The 17,884-nt window shown below is 63.2% G+C and carries 18 protein-coding genes; 9 read left to right on the top strand and 9 right to left on the bottom strand.

Annotated features, from left to right (window positions below; translation table 11 throughout):
* Nucleotides 1-120 precede the first annotated feature (120 nt).
* Both RCH10_RS07165 and RCH10_RS07160 read left to right on the top strand, forming a co-directional pair.
* Nucleotides 121-1,314: an ABC transporter substrate-binding protein gene (locus tag RCH10_RS07165; RefSeq protein ID WP_409051856.1), complete on the top strand. Its 1,194-nt coding sequence runs from the start codon at nt 121-123 to the stop codon at nt 1,312-1,314.
* A 74-nt stretch (nt 1,315-1,388) separates the two neighbouring features.
* Entirely contained in the window at nt 1,389-2,420 is a 1,032-nt protein-coding gene (locus tag RCH10_RS07160; RefSeq protein ID WP_409051855.1) for a helix-turn-helix domain-containing protein, read from the top strand.
* A 49-nt stretch (nt 2,421-2,469) separates the two neighbouring features.
* On the opposite strand, the gene RCH10_RS07155 is transcribed toward RCH10_RS07160, so the two are convergent.
* The 7 genes from RCH10_RS07155 to RCH10_RS07125 all read right to left on the bottom strand — a co-directional run bounded on the left by RCH10_RS07155 (nt 2,470) and on the right by RCH10_RS07125 (nt 10,931).
* On the bottom strand, nt 2,470-3,504 hold the full coding sequence (locus RCH10_RS07155; RefSeq protein WP_187054465.1) for an ABC transporter ATP-binding protein: 1,035 nt from the start codon (nt 3,502-3,504) through the stop codon (nt 2,470-2,472).
* On the bottom strand, nt 3,501-4,514 hold the full coding sequence (locus tag RCH10_RS07150) for an ABC transporter ATP-binding protein (RefSeq protein ID WP_409051854.1): 1,014 nt from the start codon (nt 4,512-4,514) through the stop codon (nt 3,501-3,503). Before RCH10_RS07150 ends, RCH10_RS07155 begins: the two co-directional genes overlap by 4 nt.
* The gene (locus RCH10_RS07145; protein ID WP_409051853.1) at nt 4,511-5,422 is read right to left on the bottom strand and encodes an ABC transporter permease; all 912 of its coding nucleotides are present in this window, start codon (nt 5,420-5,422) and stop codon (nt 4,511-4,513) included. Before RCH10_RS07145 ends, RCH10_RS07150 begins: the two co-directional genes overlap by 4 nt.
* 129 nt (nt 5,423-5,551) lie before the next feature.
* The gene (locus RCH10_RS07140; protein ID WP_187054462.1) at nt 5,552-7,138 is read right to left on the bottom strand and encodes an ABC transporter substrate-binding protein; all 1,587 of its coding nucleotides are present in this window, start codon (nt 7,136-7,138) and stop codon (nt 5,552-5,554) included.
* Between the two features lie 54 nt (nt 7,139-7,192).
* The gene (locus RCH10_RS07135) at nt 7,193-8,476 is read right to left on the bottom strand and encodes a M20 aminoacylase family protein (RefSeq protein ID WP_409051852.1); all 1,284 of its coding nucleotides are present in this window, start codon (nt 8,474-8,476) and stop codon (nt 7,193-7,195) included.
* On the bottom strand, nt 8,476-9,456 hold the full coding sequence (locus tag RCH10_RS07130) for an ABC transporter permease (RefSeq protein ID WP_187054460.1): 981 nt from the start codon (nt 9,454-9,456) through the stop codon (nt 8,476-8,478). Before RCH10_RS07130 ends, RCH10_RS07135 begins: the two co-directional genes overlap by 1 nt.
* Before the next feature lie 164 nt (nt 9,457-9,620).
* On the bottom strand, nt 9,621-10,931 hold the full coding sequence (locus RCH10_RS07125) for a porin (RefSeq protein WP_409051851.1): 1,311 nt from the start codon (nt 10,929-10,931) through the stop codon (nt 9,621-9,623).
* A gap of 283 nt (nt 10,932-11,214) precedes the next feature.
* Between RCH10_RS07125 and coq7 the strand changes: the two genes are divergently transcribed.
* On the top strand, nt 11,215-11,865 hold the full coding sequence (coq7, locus tag RCH10_RS07120; protein ID WP_409051850.1) for a 2-polyprenyl-3-methyl-6-methoxy-1,4-benzoquinone monooxygenase: 651 nt from the start codon (nt 11,215-11,217) through the stop codon (nt 11,863-11,865).
* A 15-nt stretch (nt 11,866-11,880) separates the two neighbouring features.
* Here the strand turns inward: coq7 and RCH10_RS07115 are convergent, their stop codons facing one another.
* Nucleotides 11,881-12,330 (bottom strand): OsmC family protein, encoded by a 450-nt coding sequence (locus RCH10_RS07115; protein ID WP_409051849.1) that lies wholly within the window; start codon nt 12,328-12,330, stop codon nt 11,881-11,883.
* A gap of 233 nt (nt 12,331-12,563) precedes the next feature.
* Here RCH10_RS07115 and ilvA point away from each other — a divergent pair, with 233 nt between their 5' ends.
* Nucleotides 12,564-14,108 (top strand): threonine ammonia-lyase, biosynthetic, encoded by a 1,545-nt coding sequence (gene ilvA / locus RCH10_RS07110; protein WP_187054456.1) that lies wholly within the window; start codon nt 12,564-12,566, stop codon nt 14,106-14,108.
* 18 nt (nt 14,109-14,126) lie between these two features.
* On the opposite strand, the gene RCH10_RS07105 is transcribed toward ilvA, so the two are convergent.
* Entirely contained in the window at nt 14,127-14,636 is a 510-nt protein-coding gene (locus RCH10_RS07105) for a hypothetical protein (protein ID WP_323494763.1), read from the bottom strand.
* Between the two features lie 21 nt (nt 14,637-14,657).
* Between RCH10_RS07105 and gspG the strand changes: the two genes are divergently transcribed.
* The 5 genes from gspG to gspK are packed head-to-tail and all read left to right on the top strand — an operon-like array spanning nt 14,658 to nt 17,826.
* Nucleotides 14,658-15,131: a type II secretion system major pseudopilin GspG gene (gene gspG, locus RCH10_RS07100; protein WP_323494764.1), complete on the top strand. Its 474-nt coding sequence runs from the start codon at nt 14,658-14,660 to the stop codon at nt 15,129-15,131.
* Nucleotides 15,106-15,657, top strand: a complete 552-nt coding sequence (locus RCH10_RS07095) for a GspH/FimT family pseudopilin (RefSeq protein WP_323494765.1) — start codon at nt 15,106-15,108, stop codon at nt 15,655-15,657. Before gspG ends, RCH10_RS07095 begins: the two co-directional genes overlap by 26 nt.
* Entirely contained in the window at nt 15,654-16,031 is a 378-nt protein-coding gene (gene gspI / locus RCH10_RS07090) for a type II secretion system minor pseudopilin GspI (protein ID WP_187054453.1), read from the top strand. Before RCH10_RS07095 ends, gspI begins: the two co-directional genes overlap by 4 nt.
* Nucleotides 16,031-16,684, top strand: coding sequence for a type II secretion system protein J (locus tag RCH10_RS07085; RefSeq protein ID WP_409051848.1), 654 nt, complete (start codon nt 16,031-16,033; stop codon nt 16,682-16,684). Before gspI ends, RCH10_RS07085 begins: the two co-directional genes overlap by 1 nt.
* Entirely contained in the window at nt 16,681-17,826 is a 1,146-nt protein-coding gene (gspK, locus tag RCH10_RS07080; RefSeq protein WP_409051847.1) for a type II secretion system minor pseudopilin GspK, read from the top strand. The genes RCH10_RS07085 and gspK overlap by 4 nt, the downstream gene beginning before the upstream one ends.
* Nucleotides 17,827-17,884 lie beyond the last annotated feature (58 nt).

The raw sequence follows: 17,884 nt of genomic DNA, 5'->3' as shown, positions 1-17,884 counted from the left end.
GGAATGGTTTTGCACCGCGTCTGTCCGCTTCGAGAATGCCCCGCATTGCCCGAAATGGATAGCCCGCGCGGCCGGCGGCCACCAGACTCGCGAGTACATCAAGTTACTTCGAGGATCTTCATGCCCGCTCTGTCACAGTTTCCCCGCAGCCTTGCCTGCCTGACTTTCGCCTTGGCTGCGACGCTGTCTACAGCGGCCGGCGCACAGGGCGTCAAGATCGGCCTCGCGCTCGACTTGTCAGGGCCCTTCGCTGCGCTCGGCGCCGATTCCAAGACCGGCTTCGCGGTCGCGATGAAGCAGCTCGGCGGCAAGCTGGGAGGCGTGCCGGTCACTTATGTCGAAGCCGACACCGGCGGTAACCCCGACTCTGCGCGGCAGGCGGTCGACCGCATGGTGCAACGCGACAAGATCGACCTCTTCACCGGCCCGATCGGTTCGCAAGTCGCGCTGGCCGTTGGCCCGGTGCTGTTCGCGGCCAAGGTGCCGTACCTGTCGAACAACACGGGTCCGAGCGCCTACTCCGGCGCGCAGTGCAATGCGTACTTCTTCGGCACCTCGTACCAGAACGACGCGTACCACGAGTCGGCCGGCAAGTTCGCCTCCGACAAGGGCTTCAAGAAGACCATCGTGATCGCGCCCAACTACCCGGGCGGCAAGGATGCGGCCAACGGTTTCAAGCGCGCCTACAAAGGGACTGTGGCCGACGAGATCTTCACCAAGCTCGGCCAGATCGACTACGCGCCGGAGCTCGCGCAGATTCGCGCCGCCAAGGCCGATTCGCTCTACTACTTCTTGCCCGGCGCGATGGGCATCGCTTTCGTCAAACAGTTCGTCGCTGCCGGCTTGTCGAAAGATGTCACGCTGGTGTCGACAGCCTTTGCCGCCGACGAAGACATGATCGGCGGCGTCGGTGAGCCGATGCTGGGCATCTTCAACACTTCGCATTGGGCGCACGACCTGGACAACGATGCCAACCGCCGCTTCGTCGCCGACTACCGCGCGCAAAACGGTGGCCGCAATCCTTCGCTCTACGCTGCGCAAGCCTACGACGTGCTGATGGCAATGGACGCTGCGGTGCGCGATGTCGGCGGCAAGGTAGACGACAAGCCCGCCATGCTCAAGGCGATCAAGGCCGCCAAGTACAAGTCGATCCGCGGTGACTTCAAATACGGCGCCAACAACTTCCCGATCCAGAACTACTACCTTCGCGTCATCAGCAAAGACGCCACTGGCCGCATCACCAACAAGCTGATCGGAACCGTCATGACCAACTACGTGGACACGGGCGCACCGCTCTGCACCGCCAAGCTGTAGGCCTCAGGAACACGCCAAGGGCACGCTTGTTGCTATGACCATTGAGGTCTACGCTTACGGGCCAGGGAGTGCCCATGAACGCTTTGTCCAGCCAGCAGCTGTCGCCGTTGTATCGGCATGAGGTTTTTCGATCGCGTCATGCCGACGAAACGCATGCGCTCGTCAGCGCCGAGCTGAAGTCGCATCGCAGCCACTGGGGCCGCGGCGCGGTCGACTCGGCTTTCTACCGCGCCGGTTTGGGGCCGATGTCGTTGTGCATCCTGCGTTACGGCTGCGAAGTCGACATCGAACCCGACTCGCTCGACGACTTCGTGCTCGTGCAGATGCCATTGCGCGGACGCGCCGAGGTCCGCATGGGCAGCGAGCTGGTGCAGATCCATGCCGGCCAGGGCGCGGTGATTTCGGCGCATCGGCCTGTCAAGGTGAAGTGGCACGCCGGCTGCGAACAGCTCATGCTGAAGATCGAGCGCAAGCACCTGAACGAGGTCGCGCGCCAGGCCTTTGCAGCAGATGACGGTCGAGATCGGATCGACGACAGCAACATCGAATTCGAGACATCGTTCCGGCTGGACGATGCCATCGGCATGCAGTGGCGGCGGCTCGTGGCGGGACTGGTCGCCTTGCTGCCCGCAGCCGCGCCTGTCATGGGCGGCGGGACCTACGACCCGCAGTGGTTGCTGCACTACGAAGACAACCTCATTCGCTATCTCTTGTGCCATCACCCGAACTCGGCGCGGCGACAACACGACGGTGCACGGCGATCGACACAGCGAATCGACTTGCCGCCGCTGCGTCGCGCCGAAGAGTTCATGCAAAGCCGGCTCGCGGAAAGCCAGTCGCTCGACGACATCGCCCATGCCGCCGGTGTGAGCCGGCGCACGCTGAGCCTGATGTTTCGTCGGCACCGCGAGGCTTCGCCGATGCAAGCCTTGCGCAATCTGCGGCTCGATGCGGCGCACGCGCAGCTCGCGAGGCGCAGCGCAGACAGCGTGACCGACGTCGCGCTCGGCTGCGGCTTCTCGCACCTGAGTCGCTTTTCGGCTTCGTACCGCGAGCGCTTCGGCAAGCTGCCGAAGGAAACCTGGCGCAGCGCCCGGCTCTGTTGAGCAGTCGGAACGATCCGCTACGAGTCGCCACAGTCCGGTGATCGGCTGCTTACAGGCGACCTTCTTCAACTGCGTGGCAGGCGACCTGCACGCTGTCGATGGCCAACAGCTTCGGGCGCTCGACGCGGCAGCGTTCGTTAGCAAACGGGCAGCGTGGATTGAAGGCACAGCCTGAGGGCGGCGCAAGCGGATTGGGCACCTCACCCTGCACCGGCGTGCGGTCGCGCCCGGTCGCGTGCATCTGCGGAATCGCGTCCAGCAGCATGCGCGTGTAGGGGTGGCGCGGCGTCGCGAACAGCGTGCGCTTGGGCGACACCTCGACCAGCCGACCGAGGTACATCACGCCCACCTGATCGCTCACATGCTGCACCACCGCGAGGTTGTGCGAGATGAAGAGATAGGTCAGACCGCGCTCGCGCTGCAGGTCTTTCATGATGTTGAGCACTTGCGCCTGAACGCTCACGTCGAGTGCCGACGTCGGCTCGTCGCACACCAGGAACTCGGGCGCGGTCGCGAGCGCACGCGCGATCGAGATGCGCTGTCGCTGGCCGCCTGAAAATTGATGCGGGTATTTGACGCCATCGAGCGGGTTCAGCCCAACCGATCGCAGCAACTCGCCGACGCGTTCTTTCAGCACTGCTTTTTCGGTCACGAGGCCGTGTTCGCGCAGCGGCTCGCCGACGATCGCCTCGACCGTCCATCGCGGGTTCAGGCTCGCGTACGGGTCCTGAAAAATCATCTGGATGCGTTGCCGCAGCGCACGCCCTTTCGGCGACGCAAAGGTGGCGTGCACGTCTTGCCCATCGAAGCGCACGCTGCCGCGGCTCGGACCATAGAGGCCGACCATCAGCCGCGCCACGGTGCTCTTGCCGCAGCCCGATTCGCCGACCAGCGCCATCGTCTGTCCGCGCGGAATCGTGAAGCTCACGCCATCGACGGCGTGCAGCAACAGTCGCGGCTGACGCTCGATCACGCGATTGAGCCAGGGCGCAGAGACGTCGAAGGTGCGCGCGAGGTCGTCGACCTGCACGAGCGGTGGCGGCGCGATCGCCGGTGTGGTTGTGAAAGGCAGCACTGCGCTCATACCTTCGCCTCTTTGCCGTGGGGCACATCGTGACCGTGCGCGTCGTGCAGCCAGCAAGCCGCACTCGTGGCACAAGCGGGAATCAGTTCAGGCCGCTCCTGCGTGCAACGATCGAAGGCACGCGGGCAGCGTGGGTGATAAGCGCAACCTTTCGGAATTGCGTTGAGCCGCGGCATTGCGCCGTCGATCTGGTTCAGGCGCTCGCGCTCGATCGCCATGTCCGGGATCGACGCCATCAGCCCTGCGGTGTACGGATGCGCCGGCGTGTGAATCACTTCGTGCACCGGGCCGATCTCCACGATGCGGCCGGCGTACATCACCGCCACGCGATCGCATGTTTCGGCGATCACACCCATGTCGTGCGTGATGAGCATCACCGCCGCACCGCGCTCGCGGCACAAGCGCTTCAGGAGCTGGATGATCTGTGCCTGGATCGACACGTCGAGTGCAGTGGTCGGCTCGTCGGCGACGATCAGGGTCGGCTCGGCGGCCAGGGCCAAGGCGATGACGACGCGTTGCCGCATGCCGCCGGAAAACTGATGCGGATAGTGATCGATGCGCTGCGCCGCGGCCGGAATGCCGGTGTCTTCGAGCAGCGCGATGGCACGGCGCCGCGCTTCGCTTTCGTTCACGGGCAAGTGCGCGCGAATGGTCTCCGTGATCTGTCGGCCGACCGTGTACAGCGGGTTGAGCGAGGTCAGCGGATCCTGAAAAATCGCGCCGATGCGCTTGCCGCGGATATGCCGCATCTGCTGGTGGTTGAGATGATCGATCCGTTCGCCTTCGAGCATGATCTGCCCGCTGGCAACACGGCCCGGCGGTTCGAGCAGGCCGATGATGGATGCGCCGGTGAGCGACTTGCCCGCACCCGATTCACCGACCACGCCGAGGATTTCTCCGGGTGCGATGTCGAACGAGATGTCGTCCAGCGCGCGCAGCGTGCCGCGCCGACCGGGGAATTCGACGACCAGATGCTGGACGTCGAGCAGCTTTACCGTGTCGCTTCTCATTGCAGCCTCGGATTCAGCGCATCGCGCAGCCAGTCGCCCACCAGGTTGACGCTCAGCACGATGAGCACCAGCGCAGCGCCGGGAAACACCGACAGCCACCACTCGCCCGAAAACAGGAACTGGTTGCCGATGCTGATGAGCGTGCCGAGCGACGGTGAAGTCGGCGGCACGCCGACCCCGAGAAACGATAGCGTGGCCTCGGTGATGATGGCCGTCGCGACCTGGATGGTCGCCAGCACGAAGACCGGGCCCATCACGTTGGGCAGCACGTGCTTGCGCATGATGCGCAGCGGCGTGACGCCGGTTACGCGCGCGGCCTGCACGTATTCCTTGTTGCGCTCCACCATGGTAGAGCCGCGCACGGTGCGCGCGTAGTCGACCCACTTGGTGAGCGAGATCGCAAGGATGAGCACGCCGAAAGCGACCGTGTTCTGTGCGTTGGGAAAGAGTGCTCGGCCGACCCCGGCGATGAGCAGCGCTACGAGGATGGTCGGGAACGAGAGCATCACATCGCACAGCCGCATGAGAAAGGTATCGATCCAGCCACCGCGGAAGCCCGCGAGCAGCCCGAGTGCGACACCCACCACCATCGACAGCAACACCGACGCGATGCCGACCACCAGCGAGATGCGAGCACCGTACATGAGCGTCGACAGGATGTCGCGGCCCTGGTCGTCGGTGCCAAGAATGAAACGGCGAGATCCGGCCTCGACCCACGCTGGCGGCAAGAAGGCGTCTTCGCTGCGAAGCGTGGCGAGGTCGTAGGGATTGTGCGGCGCGATCCAGCCTGCGAAGGTCGCGCAAAAAATGCAGACAAAGGCGACGAAAGCCGCTGCCATGGCAACGGGCGAATGGCGGAAGCTGTAGCCGACATCGCTGTCGTACCAGCGTGCGAAGGTTTTTTTCATTGTGGGGAGAGTGGCAACATTCAATGCAAGTATTCGATGCAAGGTGCTGCAAAGATCGCGCCCGCCACTGCGGCCGGCGCGACCTATGTCTGCTTTTGTCTTCTGTCTAAGCGATGCGGAAATCGACGTTTACGGCTTGATGCTCATCCACTTGAAGGGCATGTAGTTGTCGGCCATCTGCGTGAGTTCGACCTTCTTGCTGACACCCCACGCCAGCGCTTGCTGGTGCAGCGGCAGATGGCCGACGTCGTCGGTGTGCAGCGCAAAGGCTTCCTTGATCATGGCGTCGCGCTTTGGCTTGTCGGTCTCCGACTGGATCTTCTTGGTCAGCTCGTCGACCTTCGCGTTGCAGTACGCACCCAGGTTGAACTGGCCCGCGCCGGTCTTGTCGTCCGGGCAAGCCATCAGCGCGGTGAGCGCGTTGTGCGAGTCGTACGTGGTCGGGGTCCAGCCCAGCAGATAGAAGCTGGTGTCGCGGCGCAGGATCTTCGGGAAGTAGGTTCCCTTGGTTTCGGTCGCGAGGTTGACCTTGACGCCGATGCGCGCCAGGTTGGCGGCCACGCTCTGGCAGATCTGGCCGTCATTCACATAGCGGTCGTTCGGACAGTTCATCGTCACTTCGAAACCGTTGGGATAGCCTGCGTCCGCCAACAGCTTCTTGGCGGCTTCGATGTCGTAAGGCAAGCGCTTGTCTTGCTCGGCGGTCCAGCCGTTGATGCCGGGACCGACCATCAACGCGGTGGGGCGCGAAGCGCCGCGCATCACCGTGCGCTGGATGCCGTTGATGTCGATGGCTTGATAGAAAGCCTGGCGAACGCGCTTGTCCTTGAACGGGTTCTTGCCCTTGACGCTCGAGTAGAGCAACTCGTCGCGCTTCTGGTCCATGCCGAGAAAAATCGTGCGCAGCTCGGGGCCGGCAATGACGCGGGCGTTGGGGCTGGCGTTGATGCGCGCCACGTCCTGTACTGGCACCGGCTCCATCACGTCGATTTCACCCGAAATCAACGCGGCGACCCGTGTGGCGGGATTCGAGATGGGCGTGAAGATGACCTCCTGCACATTGCCTTCGATCTTTCCCCAGTAGGTCGGATTCCGGGTGAACACCGTGCGCACGTTCGGCTGGCGTTCGCGCACGCGGTACGGGCCGGTGCCGTTGGCCTTGAACGAGGCGGTGTTCTCGATGCCCTTGCGGCGGTCCACAGGCGTCGTCGCCTTGTTGTCCTCGCACCACTTCTTGCTCATGATCATGAGTTGGGTGATGACGTCCGGGAGGATCGGGAACGGGCCCTTGGTTTCAATCTCGACGGCAAAGTCGCCATCCTTGCGCACTTCCTTGATGTCGGTGGTGTTCGACTTCATGTCCGAGCCCTCGCCGGACGCCCGCGCGAAGCTGAACAGCACGTCGTCGGCCGTGAACGGTGTGCCGTCATGAAATTTGACGCCCTTGCGCAGTTCGAAGCGCCAGACCGTGGGCGACGTCTGCTTCCAGCTCGTCGCGAGCAGCGGCGCCACCGTCAGATCTTTGTTGCGGCCGACCAGGGTGTCGTACACATTGGCATCGGTACTCAGTTGCAGCGATTCGTTCAGCGAGTGCGGATCGAGCGACAGTGCATCGCCCTGGTTCGCGATGCGAATGGTCTGCGCGTTGGCCAGCAAACTGGTGGCGGTCAGCGTGAACAGCGCTGCCGCTGCGAGCATATTTCGCTTGAAACTCATGGGGGAAAACTCCTCGGGTTTGGGAAACGGATGAAAGAGATGAGCGAGGTCAAGTCAGTGAGCTGACGATGATGCAGCTTTTTGGTGCACATCGGAGTTCACGCTTTCCTTGATAGGTGCCTGCGTGCGAACTGCATCTGCAAGTGGCATGCCCTGCTCGACCAAGCCGGCATGAAGCGCGGCGCCGAGCGGCAAGATCTCGTCGTTGAAGTCGTAGCGGCTGTTGTGCAGAAACGCACCGCCCTTGGCGTCTTGCCCGATACGCAGGTACGCGCCCGGCTTCTTCTGCAGCATAAAGGAGAAGTCTTCGGCGCCCATGCTGGGCTCCATCTGACGTTCCACATTGGCGACGCCGACCAGGCTTTGCGCCACGTCGCCAGCGAACAGTGCTTCAGCCACCGTGTTGACCGTCGCGGGGTAGATACGCTCAAAGGTGACCTTTGCGGTGGCACCGAAACCGGCCGCCACCGACGAGCACAACTCCCCGAGTCGCTGCTCCACCATGGCCTGAACCTGCGCACTGAAGGTGCGCACGGTGCCCACCATCACGGCCTTGCCGGGCACCACGCTCATCGCACCCAGGTCGCCGGCCTGCACCGCGCAGATGCTGATGACCGCCGAGTCGATCGGCCGCACATTGCGCGAAACGATGCTCTGCACGGCCGTGATGATGTGCGCCGACACCAGCACGGGATCGACCGTGAAGTAGGCATGGGCGCCGTGACCACCCTTGCCGGTGACCTCGATGGTGATGCGATCGGCCGCGGCCATCATGGCGCCGCTGTTAATGCCAATGGTGCCGACCGGCATGGCCGGCCAGTTGTGCATGGCGTACACCGACTGCACCGGGAAGCTGTCTAACAAGCCGTCCTCAATCATCACGCGCGCACCGGCATAGCCTTCTTCTCCGGGCTGGAAGATGAGCACGGCCGTGCCGTCGAAGTTGCGCGTCTCGGCAAGGTAGCGGGCGGCACCGACGAGCATTGCGGTGTGGCCATCGTGGCCGCAACCATGCATCAGGCCCGACTTGGCGGAACGCCACGCGAAATCGTTGTCTTCCTTCATGGGCAGCGCGTCCATGTCGGCACGCAGACCGATCATGCGTTTGCTGGCGGTCGAGCGACCGCGGATTACCGCGACCAGTCCGGTCTTGCCGATGCCGGTGTGCACCTCGTCGACACCGCAAGCCTTGAGCGCCTCATGGACGCGGGCGCCGGTGTACACCTCTTCGAAGCCGAGTTCCGGATGCACGTGGAGGTCGCGTCGGAAGGCGGCGATCTCCGGATAGAAGTTGGCGATGTGGGCAAAGGCGCGCCCAGAAACTTGCAGGCGTGACATCAGTGGCCCCCGAGCGTCGAGATGCGCAGCCGCGGATCGACTGCGAAGTACATCAGGTCGACGATCAGATTGATCGTGACGAAGATGAGTGCGATGAGGCAAAGGTACGCGGCCATGACCGGAATGTCGGCATAGGTGACGGCCTGGATGAACAACAGGCCCATGCCGGGCCACTGGAAGACCGTCTCGGTGATGATCGCGAAAGCAATCAGCGATCCCAGCTGTAGACCGGTGATGGTGATGACCGGCACCATCGTGTTGCGCAGTGCGTGGCCGAAGTGAATGGCCCGATCGGACAGGCCTCGTGCTCTCGCGAACTTGATGTAGTCGGTGCGCAGCACTTCGAGCATCTCGGCACGCACCAGCCGCATGATGAGCGTGAGCTGGAACACCGCCAGCGTGATCGCCGGCAATATCAGATGACTCCAGCCATCGCGCGAGAAAAGACCGGTCGACCACCAGCCGAGCTGCGTGACTTCTCCGCGCCCGAAGCTCGGCAGCCAGCCGAGCCAAACGGAGAAAACGAGGATCAGCAAAATGCCGATCAAGAAGGTCGGCAACGAAACACCGAGCAACGACAAGGCCATCAGCGTCTGGCTACCCCACGAGCCGCGACGCAGTGCCGCATAGACGCCCATCGGCAGCCCGATGGCGAGTGCCATCACCGCAGCCACCAGTGAGAGTTCCAGCGTGGCAGGCAAGCGCTCAGCGATCAGCCGCGACACCTTGGCGCCCTGCCGCAGGCTGAGGCCGAATTCACCTTGCGCCGCGTTGATCAGGAAGTGCCAGAACTGCACCGCGAAAGGTTTGTCGAAACCGAGATCGACTCTTAGTTGCTGGATCTGCTCGGGCTTGGCGTCTTGCCCGAGCAAGAACACCACGGGGTCACCCACGTACTGGAACAGCAGGAAGGCCACGAAAGCCACGACCACCATGACGATGACAGCCTGGAACAAACGGCGCAGAATAAAAACGAGCATCAGTAAGGCATCAACGAGAGTGACGGAGAGAAAGGCAAAGCGCCGTGCGGATAGACGTGCAAGGGCTGTGCCGGCCTACGACTAGAGACATAAAAAAAGCCACTCGACTTGCGTCGAGTGGCTTTTATCGTTTTTCAATTTGAACTGGCTAGGCCAGCGTCAAATTAGAACGAATGGCGGACGCCGAAGTCGTAGCCCAACGAGCTGCGCTGGGTGTAGCCAGCTGGCGAATTGCCCACGCCACCGGTTGGGTTCGTCCCATTGCTTTGAATAATGGACTGGCCGCCGAGGACTGCGCTGTTTTGGCCGTCGGTGATCTTCAGCTTTGCGATCGTAGCGTACAGAGCCGTGCGCTTCGACAGGTTGTGCACGTAGCCGAGCGCCAGCTGGTTAGCCGTAGAGTCGAAGTTCGACGTGCTGAAGAAGTTTTGCACGTTGACGACAGGCGTTGCACCGTTGCTGAACTTGACACGCGAGTACGAAGCGCGAATCAGGCCTGCGCCGACGGGAACAGTCACACCCACCAAAGCACCGTTGTACTTGTCGGTCTGGCTCGTGGTCACGAAGTAAGGAAGACCTGCGAGCGCAGCGGAGGTGCCCAGCTTGTTCTTGTCCTTGGCTTGCGACAGTTCAGCGAACAACTTTGCAGGACCGAAGTCATACGAAGCGCCAAGGTTCAGGGTGTCGATCTTGCGCTGCTGGCTGTTACCGACCACGAGGCCAGTCACGACCGAAGGAGTGTCGGCAGCCGTGCTTTGGCCGTAGGCAACTGCCACGTCCAGAGGTCCATTGGCGTAGCCGAAACGACCGCCGACGTAGCGACCCTTCTGCGACTGATCGAGACCGCTGTTCTTGACGGTTTCCGGCAGTGCATATTGCAACTGGCCGTAGAAACCACCAAGGTTTGGCGGCAGGAAGTAGCCGATAGAGTTGCTGGTACGAACGTAGTTGTCGCTGCCGGAGCCGCCTGCGGCAGCACCTGGACCACGCAGGCTGGACAAACGGAGGTTCGTGCCAAAGATTGCGCTGCTGCCGACACCGTTGGTGCCGAACGGATCAAATACGGTGTCGTTCCAGAACGTGGCGGTGTAGTCACGACCCAGACGAACTTCACCGAAACCACCGGACAAGCTCACCGTCGAACGACGGTTGAAGTTGCTCAGAGCCTTGGCACCGTCATCATTGGACATGCTCGATTCGAGCCAGAAGCTGGCAGCCAAGCCGCCGCCGAGGTCTTCCGTACCACGGAAGCCGATCCGGCTGGAGTTGTAGCCGGAATTGCCCAGAACGGTCTGGCTTTGCTTGATGCCGGTAGGAATGACGAAAGGCGCCACTGCGAACGGGTTGGCCAACTCGGCTTTGGACGAGTAGTGACTGACCGAAGCGTCGACCACACCGAACAGCGTGACGGACGACTGAGCCGAGGCAATACCGGCAACAGCCAGGGCAGCCAAAGCAACTAGAGATTTTTTCATTGCAAGTTTCTCCAAGGTTAAACATAGGGCTCCGGTGCGGAGGGTTCACTGTGCTTGTGCACTTTTGTGCTCCCACCGGACCCCGGGCCAACCTCCTTTTGGGAAGTTGTCGCTATTGCACCAGAGCAGCCGCGACAGGGCAAAACAATTCGCCCGAAAAGTCAGCTGGCCCGCGCGTTTCGTTGCACGGGTGCAACAAAGGACTGAAAGCCTCCTCGATGCCGTGATGTGAAATAGAAAGTGCACAACGGCGAGGTGATTGCTCTTCGGTTCAAATAAGGTGATGAGTTCGACCCTTGACCCTCTTTTAATTGCAGCCGACGCAGCACTTCGGACCCTTTTTTCCGCGCCGTACGCGACGCGACCCATCCCGTCGGCTACAGCGACAGCGACAGCGACAGATGCTGCTCCACTTGCACTGACCGACATCGAGCGGCGCGAAGCCGGCGCGCTGATGCGAGTGAACCATGTCGGCGAGGTCTGCGCTCAGGCGCTGTATACGGCACAGGCCGCCGTCACCAAGGACAAAAGCCTGCGCGAGCACTTCCTGCACGCCGCTCGCGAGGAGACCGACCACCTGGCCTGGACGCACGAACGGCTGGAGGCATTGGGCGCGCGCCCGTCGCTGCTCAATCCGCTCTGGTATGCGGGCGCTTTCGGGCTGGGCCTGTTGGCGGGCCGCCTGGGCGATCGCTGGAGTCTGGGCTTCGTTGCAGAGACGGAAAAGCAGGTCGAGGCGCATCTCGATGGCCACCTGGACCGTTTACCGGCAGCTGATCGCGAATCGCGCGCAGTGATCGTGCAAATGAAGATGGACGAAGCGCGCCACGCAGCAGAGGCATGGAGCGCCGGCGCCAAGGAACTGCCCGCGCCCGCCAAGGGAATGATGAAGCTCGTATCACGGGTGATGACGACAGTCGCGCATCGCATATGAGAAGGTCTGGGCCGATCAAGTCTCGATCAGGTCGAAACTGGTCGTGATCTCAGCCGTCTTGCCAAGCATGATGGTCGCAGAGCAATAAGTGTCGTGGCTTAGCGCGATGGCACGCTCGACCGCAGAGGCCGGGATGCCTTTGCCGGCGACGGTGAAGTGCATGTGGATCGTTGTGAACACTTTGGGATCCTTCTCAGCCCGCGTGCTGGTCAGCTTGACGCTGCAACGCTCGACCTTATGGCGCCCGCGCTTCAAGATCAGTACCACGTCATACGCAGTACAACCACCGGTGCCAGCCAGAAGCGTTTCCATCGGACGCGGCGCCTGATTGCGCCCACCGTTTTCAGGTTTCGTCTCGTCCACTGCGCCGTCCATTGTCAAAACGTGGCCGCTGCCGGTTTCTGCGACAAAGCCCATTGCCGATTGCGTGCCGGCATTTCCAGTCCAGCTCACTGTGCATTCCATCGTCGTAGCTCCATAAGGTCGGGGTCGCAGGCAAAAAAATCACACTGCAAGTTGGTTTGTGTATGCGAAAAGCGTCGGGCGCTTGTTGCAATGCAACAAACTGTCGATATACTTTATTTCATCGCCTCCGCAAGGACGCACCGGTTGTCTCCTCCACCCTTCCAATTGGTGGATTTAGCCCCGAGTCGCAAGACCCGGGGCTTTTTTCTTGGGCGCACTATGATCGCGGCCCCATGCCCACCTCGCTCACTCCCGCCGACTACCTGAAGAAGATCCTGACGGCGCGCGTGTACGACGTGGCGGTCGAATCCGCGCTGGAACCTGCCAAGGCGTTGAGCGCTCGTCTCGGCAACACGGTTCTGCTCAAGCGCGAAGACCAGCAACCCGTATTCAGCTTCAAGCTGCGCGGTGCGTACAACAAGATGGCGCACCTGAGCGCCCAACAGTTGGCGAACGGCGTGATCTGCGCTTCGGCCGGTAACCATGCGCAAGGCGTAGCGCTGGGGGCGCAAAAACTCGGCGCACGCGCGGTGGTGGTGATGCCGGTTACCACGCCCGAACTCAAGGTGAACGCAGTGCGCGCGCTGGGCGGTGAAGTGCATCTGCACGGCGACAGCTACTCCGACGCCTATGCGCATGCGCTCGAACTGCAAACGGCACAGGGCCTGACTTTCGTCCATCCGTTCGATGACCCCGATGTCATTGCCGGCCAGGGCACCATCGCCATGGAAATCCTGCGCCAACATCAGGGTCGACTCGATGCGGTGTTCGTCGCCATCGGCGGCGGCGGCTTGATCTCCGGCGTGGCCAACTACATCAAGGCCGTTCGGCCCGAGATCAAGGTCATCGGCGTGCAAATGAGCGACTCCGACGCGATGATGCAATCGGTCGCAGCCAAACGACGCGTGACGCTCGTCGATGTGGGTTTGTTCTCCGATGGCACGGCCGTCAAGCTGGTCGGTGAAGAGACTTTTCGCATCGCTGCTGACTTGGTCGACGAGTTCATGACGGTCGACACCGACGCCGTGTGCGCCGGCATCAAGGACGTGTTCATCGACACGCGCAGCATCGTCGAGCCAGCTGGCGCATTGGCCGTGGCTGCCGTCAAGCAGTATGTGGAAACGCACGGCACGCGCGGCGAAACCTACGCAGTGATCCTGTGCGGCGCCAACATGAACTTCGACCGGTTGCGCTTCGTCGCGGAACGGGCCGAAGTCGGCGAAGAACGCGAAGCACTTTTCGCCGTCACCATTCCTGAAGAGCGCGGCAGCTTTCGCCGTTTCTGCGAACTGGTGGGCGAGGTGCCGGGAGCATCACGCAACGTCACCGAGTTCAACTACCGCATCAGCGACGCCAGTGAGGCGCATGTGTTCGTCGGCCTCACGACCTCGACGCGTGGCGAATCGAAGACGATTGCCGACACCTTCGTCGCGCATGGGTTCGGCACGATCGACCTCACGCACGACGAGTTGGCCAAGGAGCACATTCGCCACATGGTCGGCGGCCGGACAGGGCTCGCGCATGAAGAACGATTGCTGCGCTTCGTGTTCCCGGAGCGGCCGGGCGCACTCTTGAAGTTCTTGAGCCTGATGCGGCCGAACTGGAACATCAGCCTGTTTCATTACCGCAACCAGGGCGCCGACTATGGCCGAATTCTGGTCGGGCTGCAGGTGCCGGCGGCCGACCATGGCGCCTTTAGCGAATTTCTCGAAACACTCGGTTATCCGTATGTCGACGAAACCGCCAACCCGGTCTATCGGCTGTTCCTGAAGGCTTGAAAGCAGACGCGGAAGCGCTCAGTTCGCGTCTGGCAACGAGAGCACTTGCGGCGGCAACAGCACGGCCAGCGGACGCGTAGGCATCTGCAGCGTGAAGGCCGGCCCAGAGGTACCGGCTGCACCTAACGTTGCCGCGCGCGGGCCGACTGACTGCAGCACATAACCTCCGGCTGAGCGCCCACCCACGCTGCCACCGACGCGGAACGGGCGAGGCGGCTTGCCATCGACCGCAATCAGCGCCACGCCCTGACCATCGGTGTCGGCCACCACGCCGAGCAGCGCAAAACGGCTCGCCGCATCGGGTGTTGCGGTAACCACCGGGTCGGTCGACACGCCGCCCAGAAAGCGCGACAAGGTCGTCGAATCGACCGCGACAATGGCCAGCCCACCGACCGCTGGCGGCGGCGCTGCATCGGCCGGTGCCGTGAGTCGCAGGCCCCAGAAAACGATGCTTGCGGCAGCGACCCCCCACAACACCACGGTAGCGGTCGCGGAGGGCCAACGGGCGGGAGCGTAGGGAAGTGCCATGGGGCCGCATTATCATTGCTCATGACCTTTTTGACCCGCTCACCCCGTTCCCTCGTGCGACATCTGCAGCGCCGTCGGCAGCAGTTCTTGCAGCGTGCATTCACGCTGATCGAGTTGATGGTGGTGCTGGTCATCATCGGCGTGCTGGCGGCGCTGATCGTGCCGAACGTGATCGAGCGGGCCGACGATGCGCGCGTCACGGCGGCCAAGACCGATGTCAACAACCTGATGCAGGCGCTCAAGCTGTATCGCCTGGACAACCAGCGCTACCCGACGGCCGAACAAGGGCTGCAGGCGCTGCTGGTGAGGCCCACGGCGGGGCCTGCCGCGCCCAACTGGAAGCCGTATGTCGAGAAGCTGCCCAACGACCCGTGGGGCCGCTCCTACCAGTACATGAATCCGGGCATCAAGGGCGAAATCGATGTGCTCTCGCTCGGCGCCGACGGCCAGCCAGGTGGCGAAGGCAAGAATGCCGACATCGGCAGTTGGCAATAGTCGCTGCGGCCGCTACAGCCGCAACCTGCACAGCGGCTACGGCGGCGCTGGCGGCCAAGTCGGCTGCCAGCGATCCGGTCTGCGCGCGACCGGCTTCACCTTGCTCGAACTCATCGTCGTCATCGCGATCATCGCGCTGGCGACAGCCGGTGTCGGTCTGGCGCTGCGGGATTCGGGCCAGGCCACGCTTGACCGCGAGGCCGAACGGCTTGCGGCCTTGCTCGAATCGGCGCGCGCGCAGTCACGTTCCAGTGGCACCGCAGTGCGCTTCCGGCCGACGCCCAATGGCCCCGAAGCATTTGTGTTCGACGGGTTGCCGCCGGGCGCCTTGCCGACCAGCTGGATGAGCACCGGCATGCACGCGCAACCGGTCGCGACCGATGGCACCGCCGCGGTCGCCTTGTTGCTGGGGCCTGATCCGATCATTGCGGCGCAACAGCTTTTGTTGACGGCCGATGGTCCACCGGCGCGCACGCTGCGCATCGCGACCGACGGGCTACGCCCCTTCTCGGTGAGCGCGCCATGAGGTCATGTCGATCGAACGGAAGCTCTCGCGGCTTCACCCTGATCGAAGTGCTCGTCGCACTCGCCATCGTCGCCATCGCACTGGCCGCGGGCACGCAAGCCACCATGGCCTTGACTCGCAACGCGCAACGGCAATCCGACGTGTTGCTGGCTCAGCTTTGCGTAGAGAACGAACTCGTCAAGGCACGGCTTGCCCGCGTGATGCCGCCCGTCGGCGAGGCCGGCTCCGTGTGCACCCAGGCCAACACCAGCTTCGGCATGACGGTCTCGACCACGCAAACGCTCAACCCCAACTTCAGGCGCGTCGACGTGCAGGTGCGCGACGCGACCGAAGCCACGGTGCTTCGGGTGTCCACCGTGGTCGGGAGGTACTGATGCGCAAACCTTCCGCCACAGGCTTCACGCTCATCGAGCTGATGGTCGCCATCGCGGTGATGGCGTTGCTCGCAATCATGAGCTGGCGCGGCCTCGACGGCATGAGCCGCGCGCACGAACAAAACCGCGCGCGCGGTGACGCCGTGCTCACACTGCAGACCACGCTGTCGCAATGGAGCGCCGATCTCGACGCAACGATCGCGCTGTCGCAAACGCATCCGATCGACTGGGACGGCCGCACCCTGCGGCTGACGCGGCGCGGCCCCGATCAGGCACAGCCCGTGGTGTACGTGGTCGCATGGACGGTGCGCGGCGACACCGATGGCGTCCAGCGTTGGCGTCGTTGGCAATCCGCCCCCTTCGTGACGCGCACGGAGTGGCAGTTGGCGTGGGATCGCGCGGCCAGTTGGGCACAAGGCGGCGGCAGCGATGCCCGTGGTGCCGATGTGGCGCTGATGCCATTGCAGAACTGGCAGATCGCTTACTTTCGCGCCAACCTGTGGACCGCGGCAGTGACCAGCGAAGCGCTGGGCACCGAGAACCCGGTGCCCGACGGCGTCCGGCTGGTGCTGGACTTGCCGCCCGGCCCGGCACTGGCGGGCCAGCTGGTGCGCGACTGGGTTCGTCCGACCGCGAACGTGCCCAAGTCATGAGAACCCGTTCGACTTCGGCCTCGCGCCACGCGTCGTTCTCGCTGGTTCGCCAACGCGGGGCCGCGCTGCTGGCGGCGATGCTCACCGTGACGCTGGTCGCAACTTTCGCCGCCGCCGCACTTTGGCAGCAATGGCGCGCCACCGAAGTCGAAGCTGCCGAACGCAGCCGGGTGCAGGCGGCGTGGGTGCTGATCGGCGCGCTCGACTGGTCGCGCCTCATCCTGCGAGAAGACGCGCGTGCCGGTGGCCCCGACTCGCTCGCCGAACCATGGGCGGTGCCGCTGGAGGAAGCGCGGCTTTCGAGCTTTCTGGCAGACGACAAGAACATTGCAAGCGATGCGCTCGAAGGGCTGCCCGACGCCTTTTTGTCGGGCCGAATCATCGATGCGCAATCGAAGCTCAACGTGATGAACCTGGTGTCGGGCGGCAAGCCGGTCCCGGCATCGGTCGCGGCATTTTCAAAGCTGTTCGAGCTGCTCGGACTGCCGGCACAAGAGGTAGGGGTGCTCACCGCCAACCTGCAACGTGCAGCGCCCGCCACGGTTTCGGCGACGGCTGCCGGTGCCAATACGACGCAAGGCGCCGCGGCCGCGACGGCAACCATTGCGACGGCCAACGTCGCAGGCAGCACGGGGAGCGCCGGAACGACCGCAGCGAGCGGTGGCATCGCGAGCACCACAGGAGCAACCGGCACCAGCGATCCCAACGGCCCGCTGTTACCGCAACGCACAGGCCAGCTCGTATGGCTTGGCCTGTCGCCCTCGACCGTGACTGCGATTTCGCCCTATGTGACGATCCTGCCGGTCGGTACGCCGCTCAACCTCAATACCGCCACCGCCGAGGCGCTGTTCGCCAGCGTGCCCACACTCGACTTGGCCGGCGCCAAGCGGCTGGTCGCGCAGCGTACCCGGAACCCTTTCAAAGCCGTGGCGGACGCAGGGACTGTGGTTCCGCAGGTTGCCGCAGAACTCAAGGACGCGGAATTCAACGTCGGCACCCGGTTTTTCGAAGTCGAAGGGCGTCTGCGAATCGACCGCACCTATGTCGAAGAGCATTCCTTGCTCCAGCGAGACGGCGTCGAAGTGAAGCTGGTATGGCGCGAACGTGGCGCCGGCGCCACGGCTGTGGCCGGCAAACCATGAACACTGCGGCCACTGTCACCTTTCTCAGTTAAAAAAAGCTGGACCGCCCGTCATGGTT

Source organism: Variovorax sp. GrIS 2.14 (assembly GCF_046115955.1).
Lineage (GTDB): Bacteria > Pseudomonadota > Gammaproteobacteria > Burkholderiales > Burkholderiaceae_C > Variovorax.
This window is presented reverse-complemented; position numbering and strand designations above follow the sequence as displayed.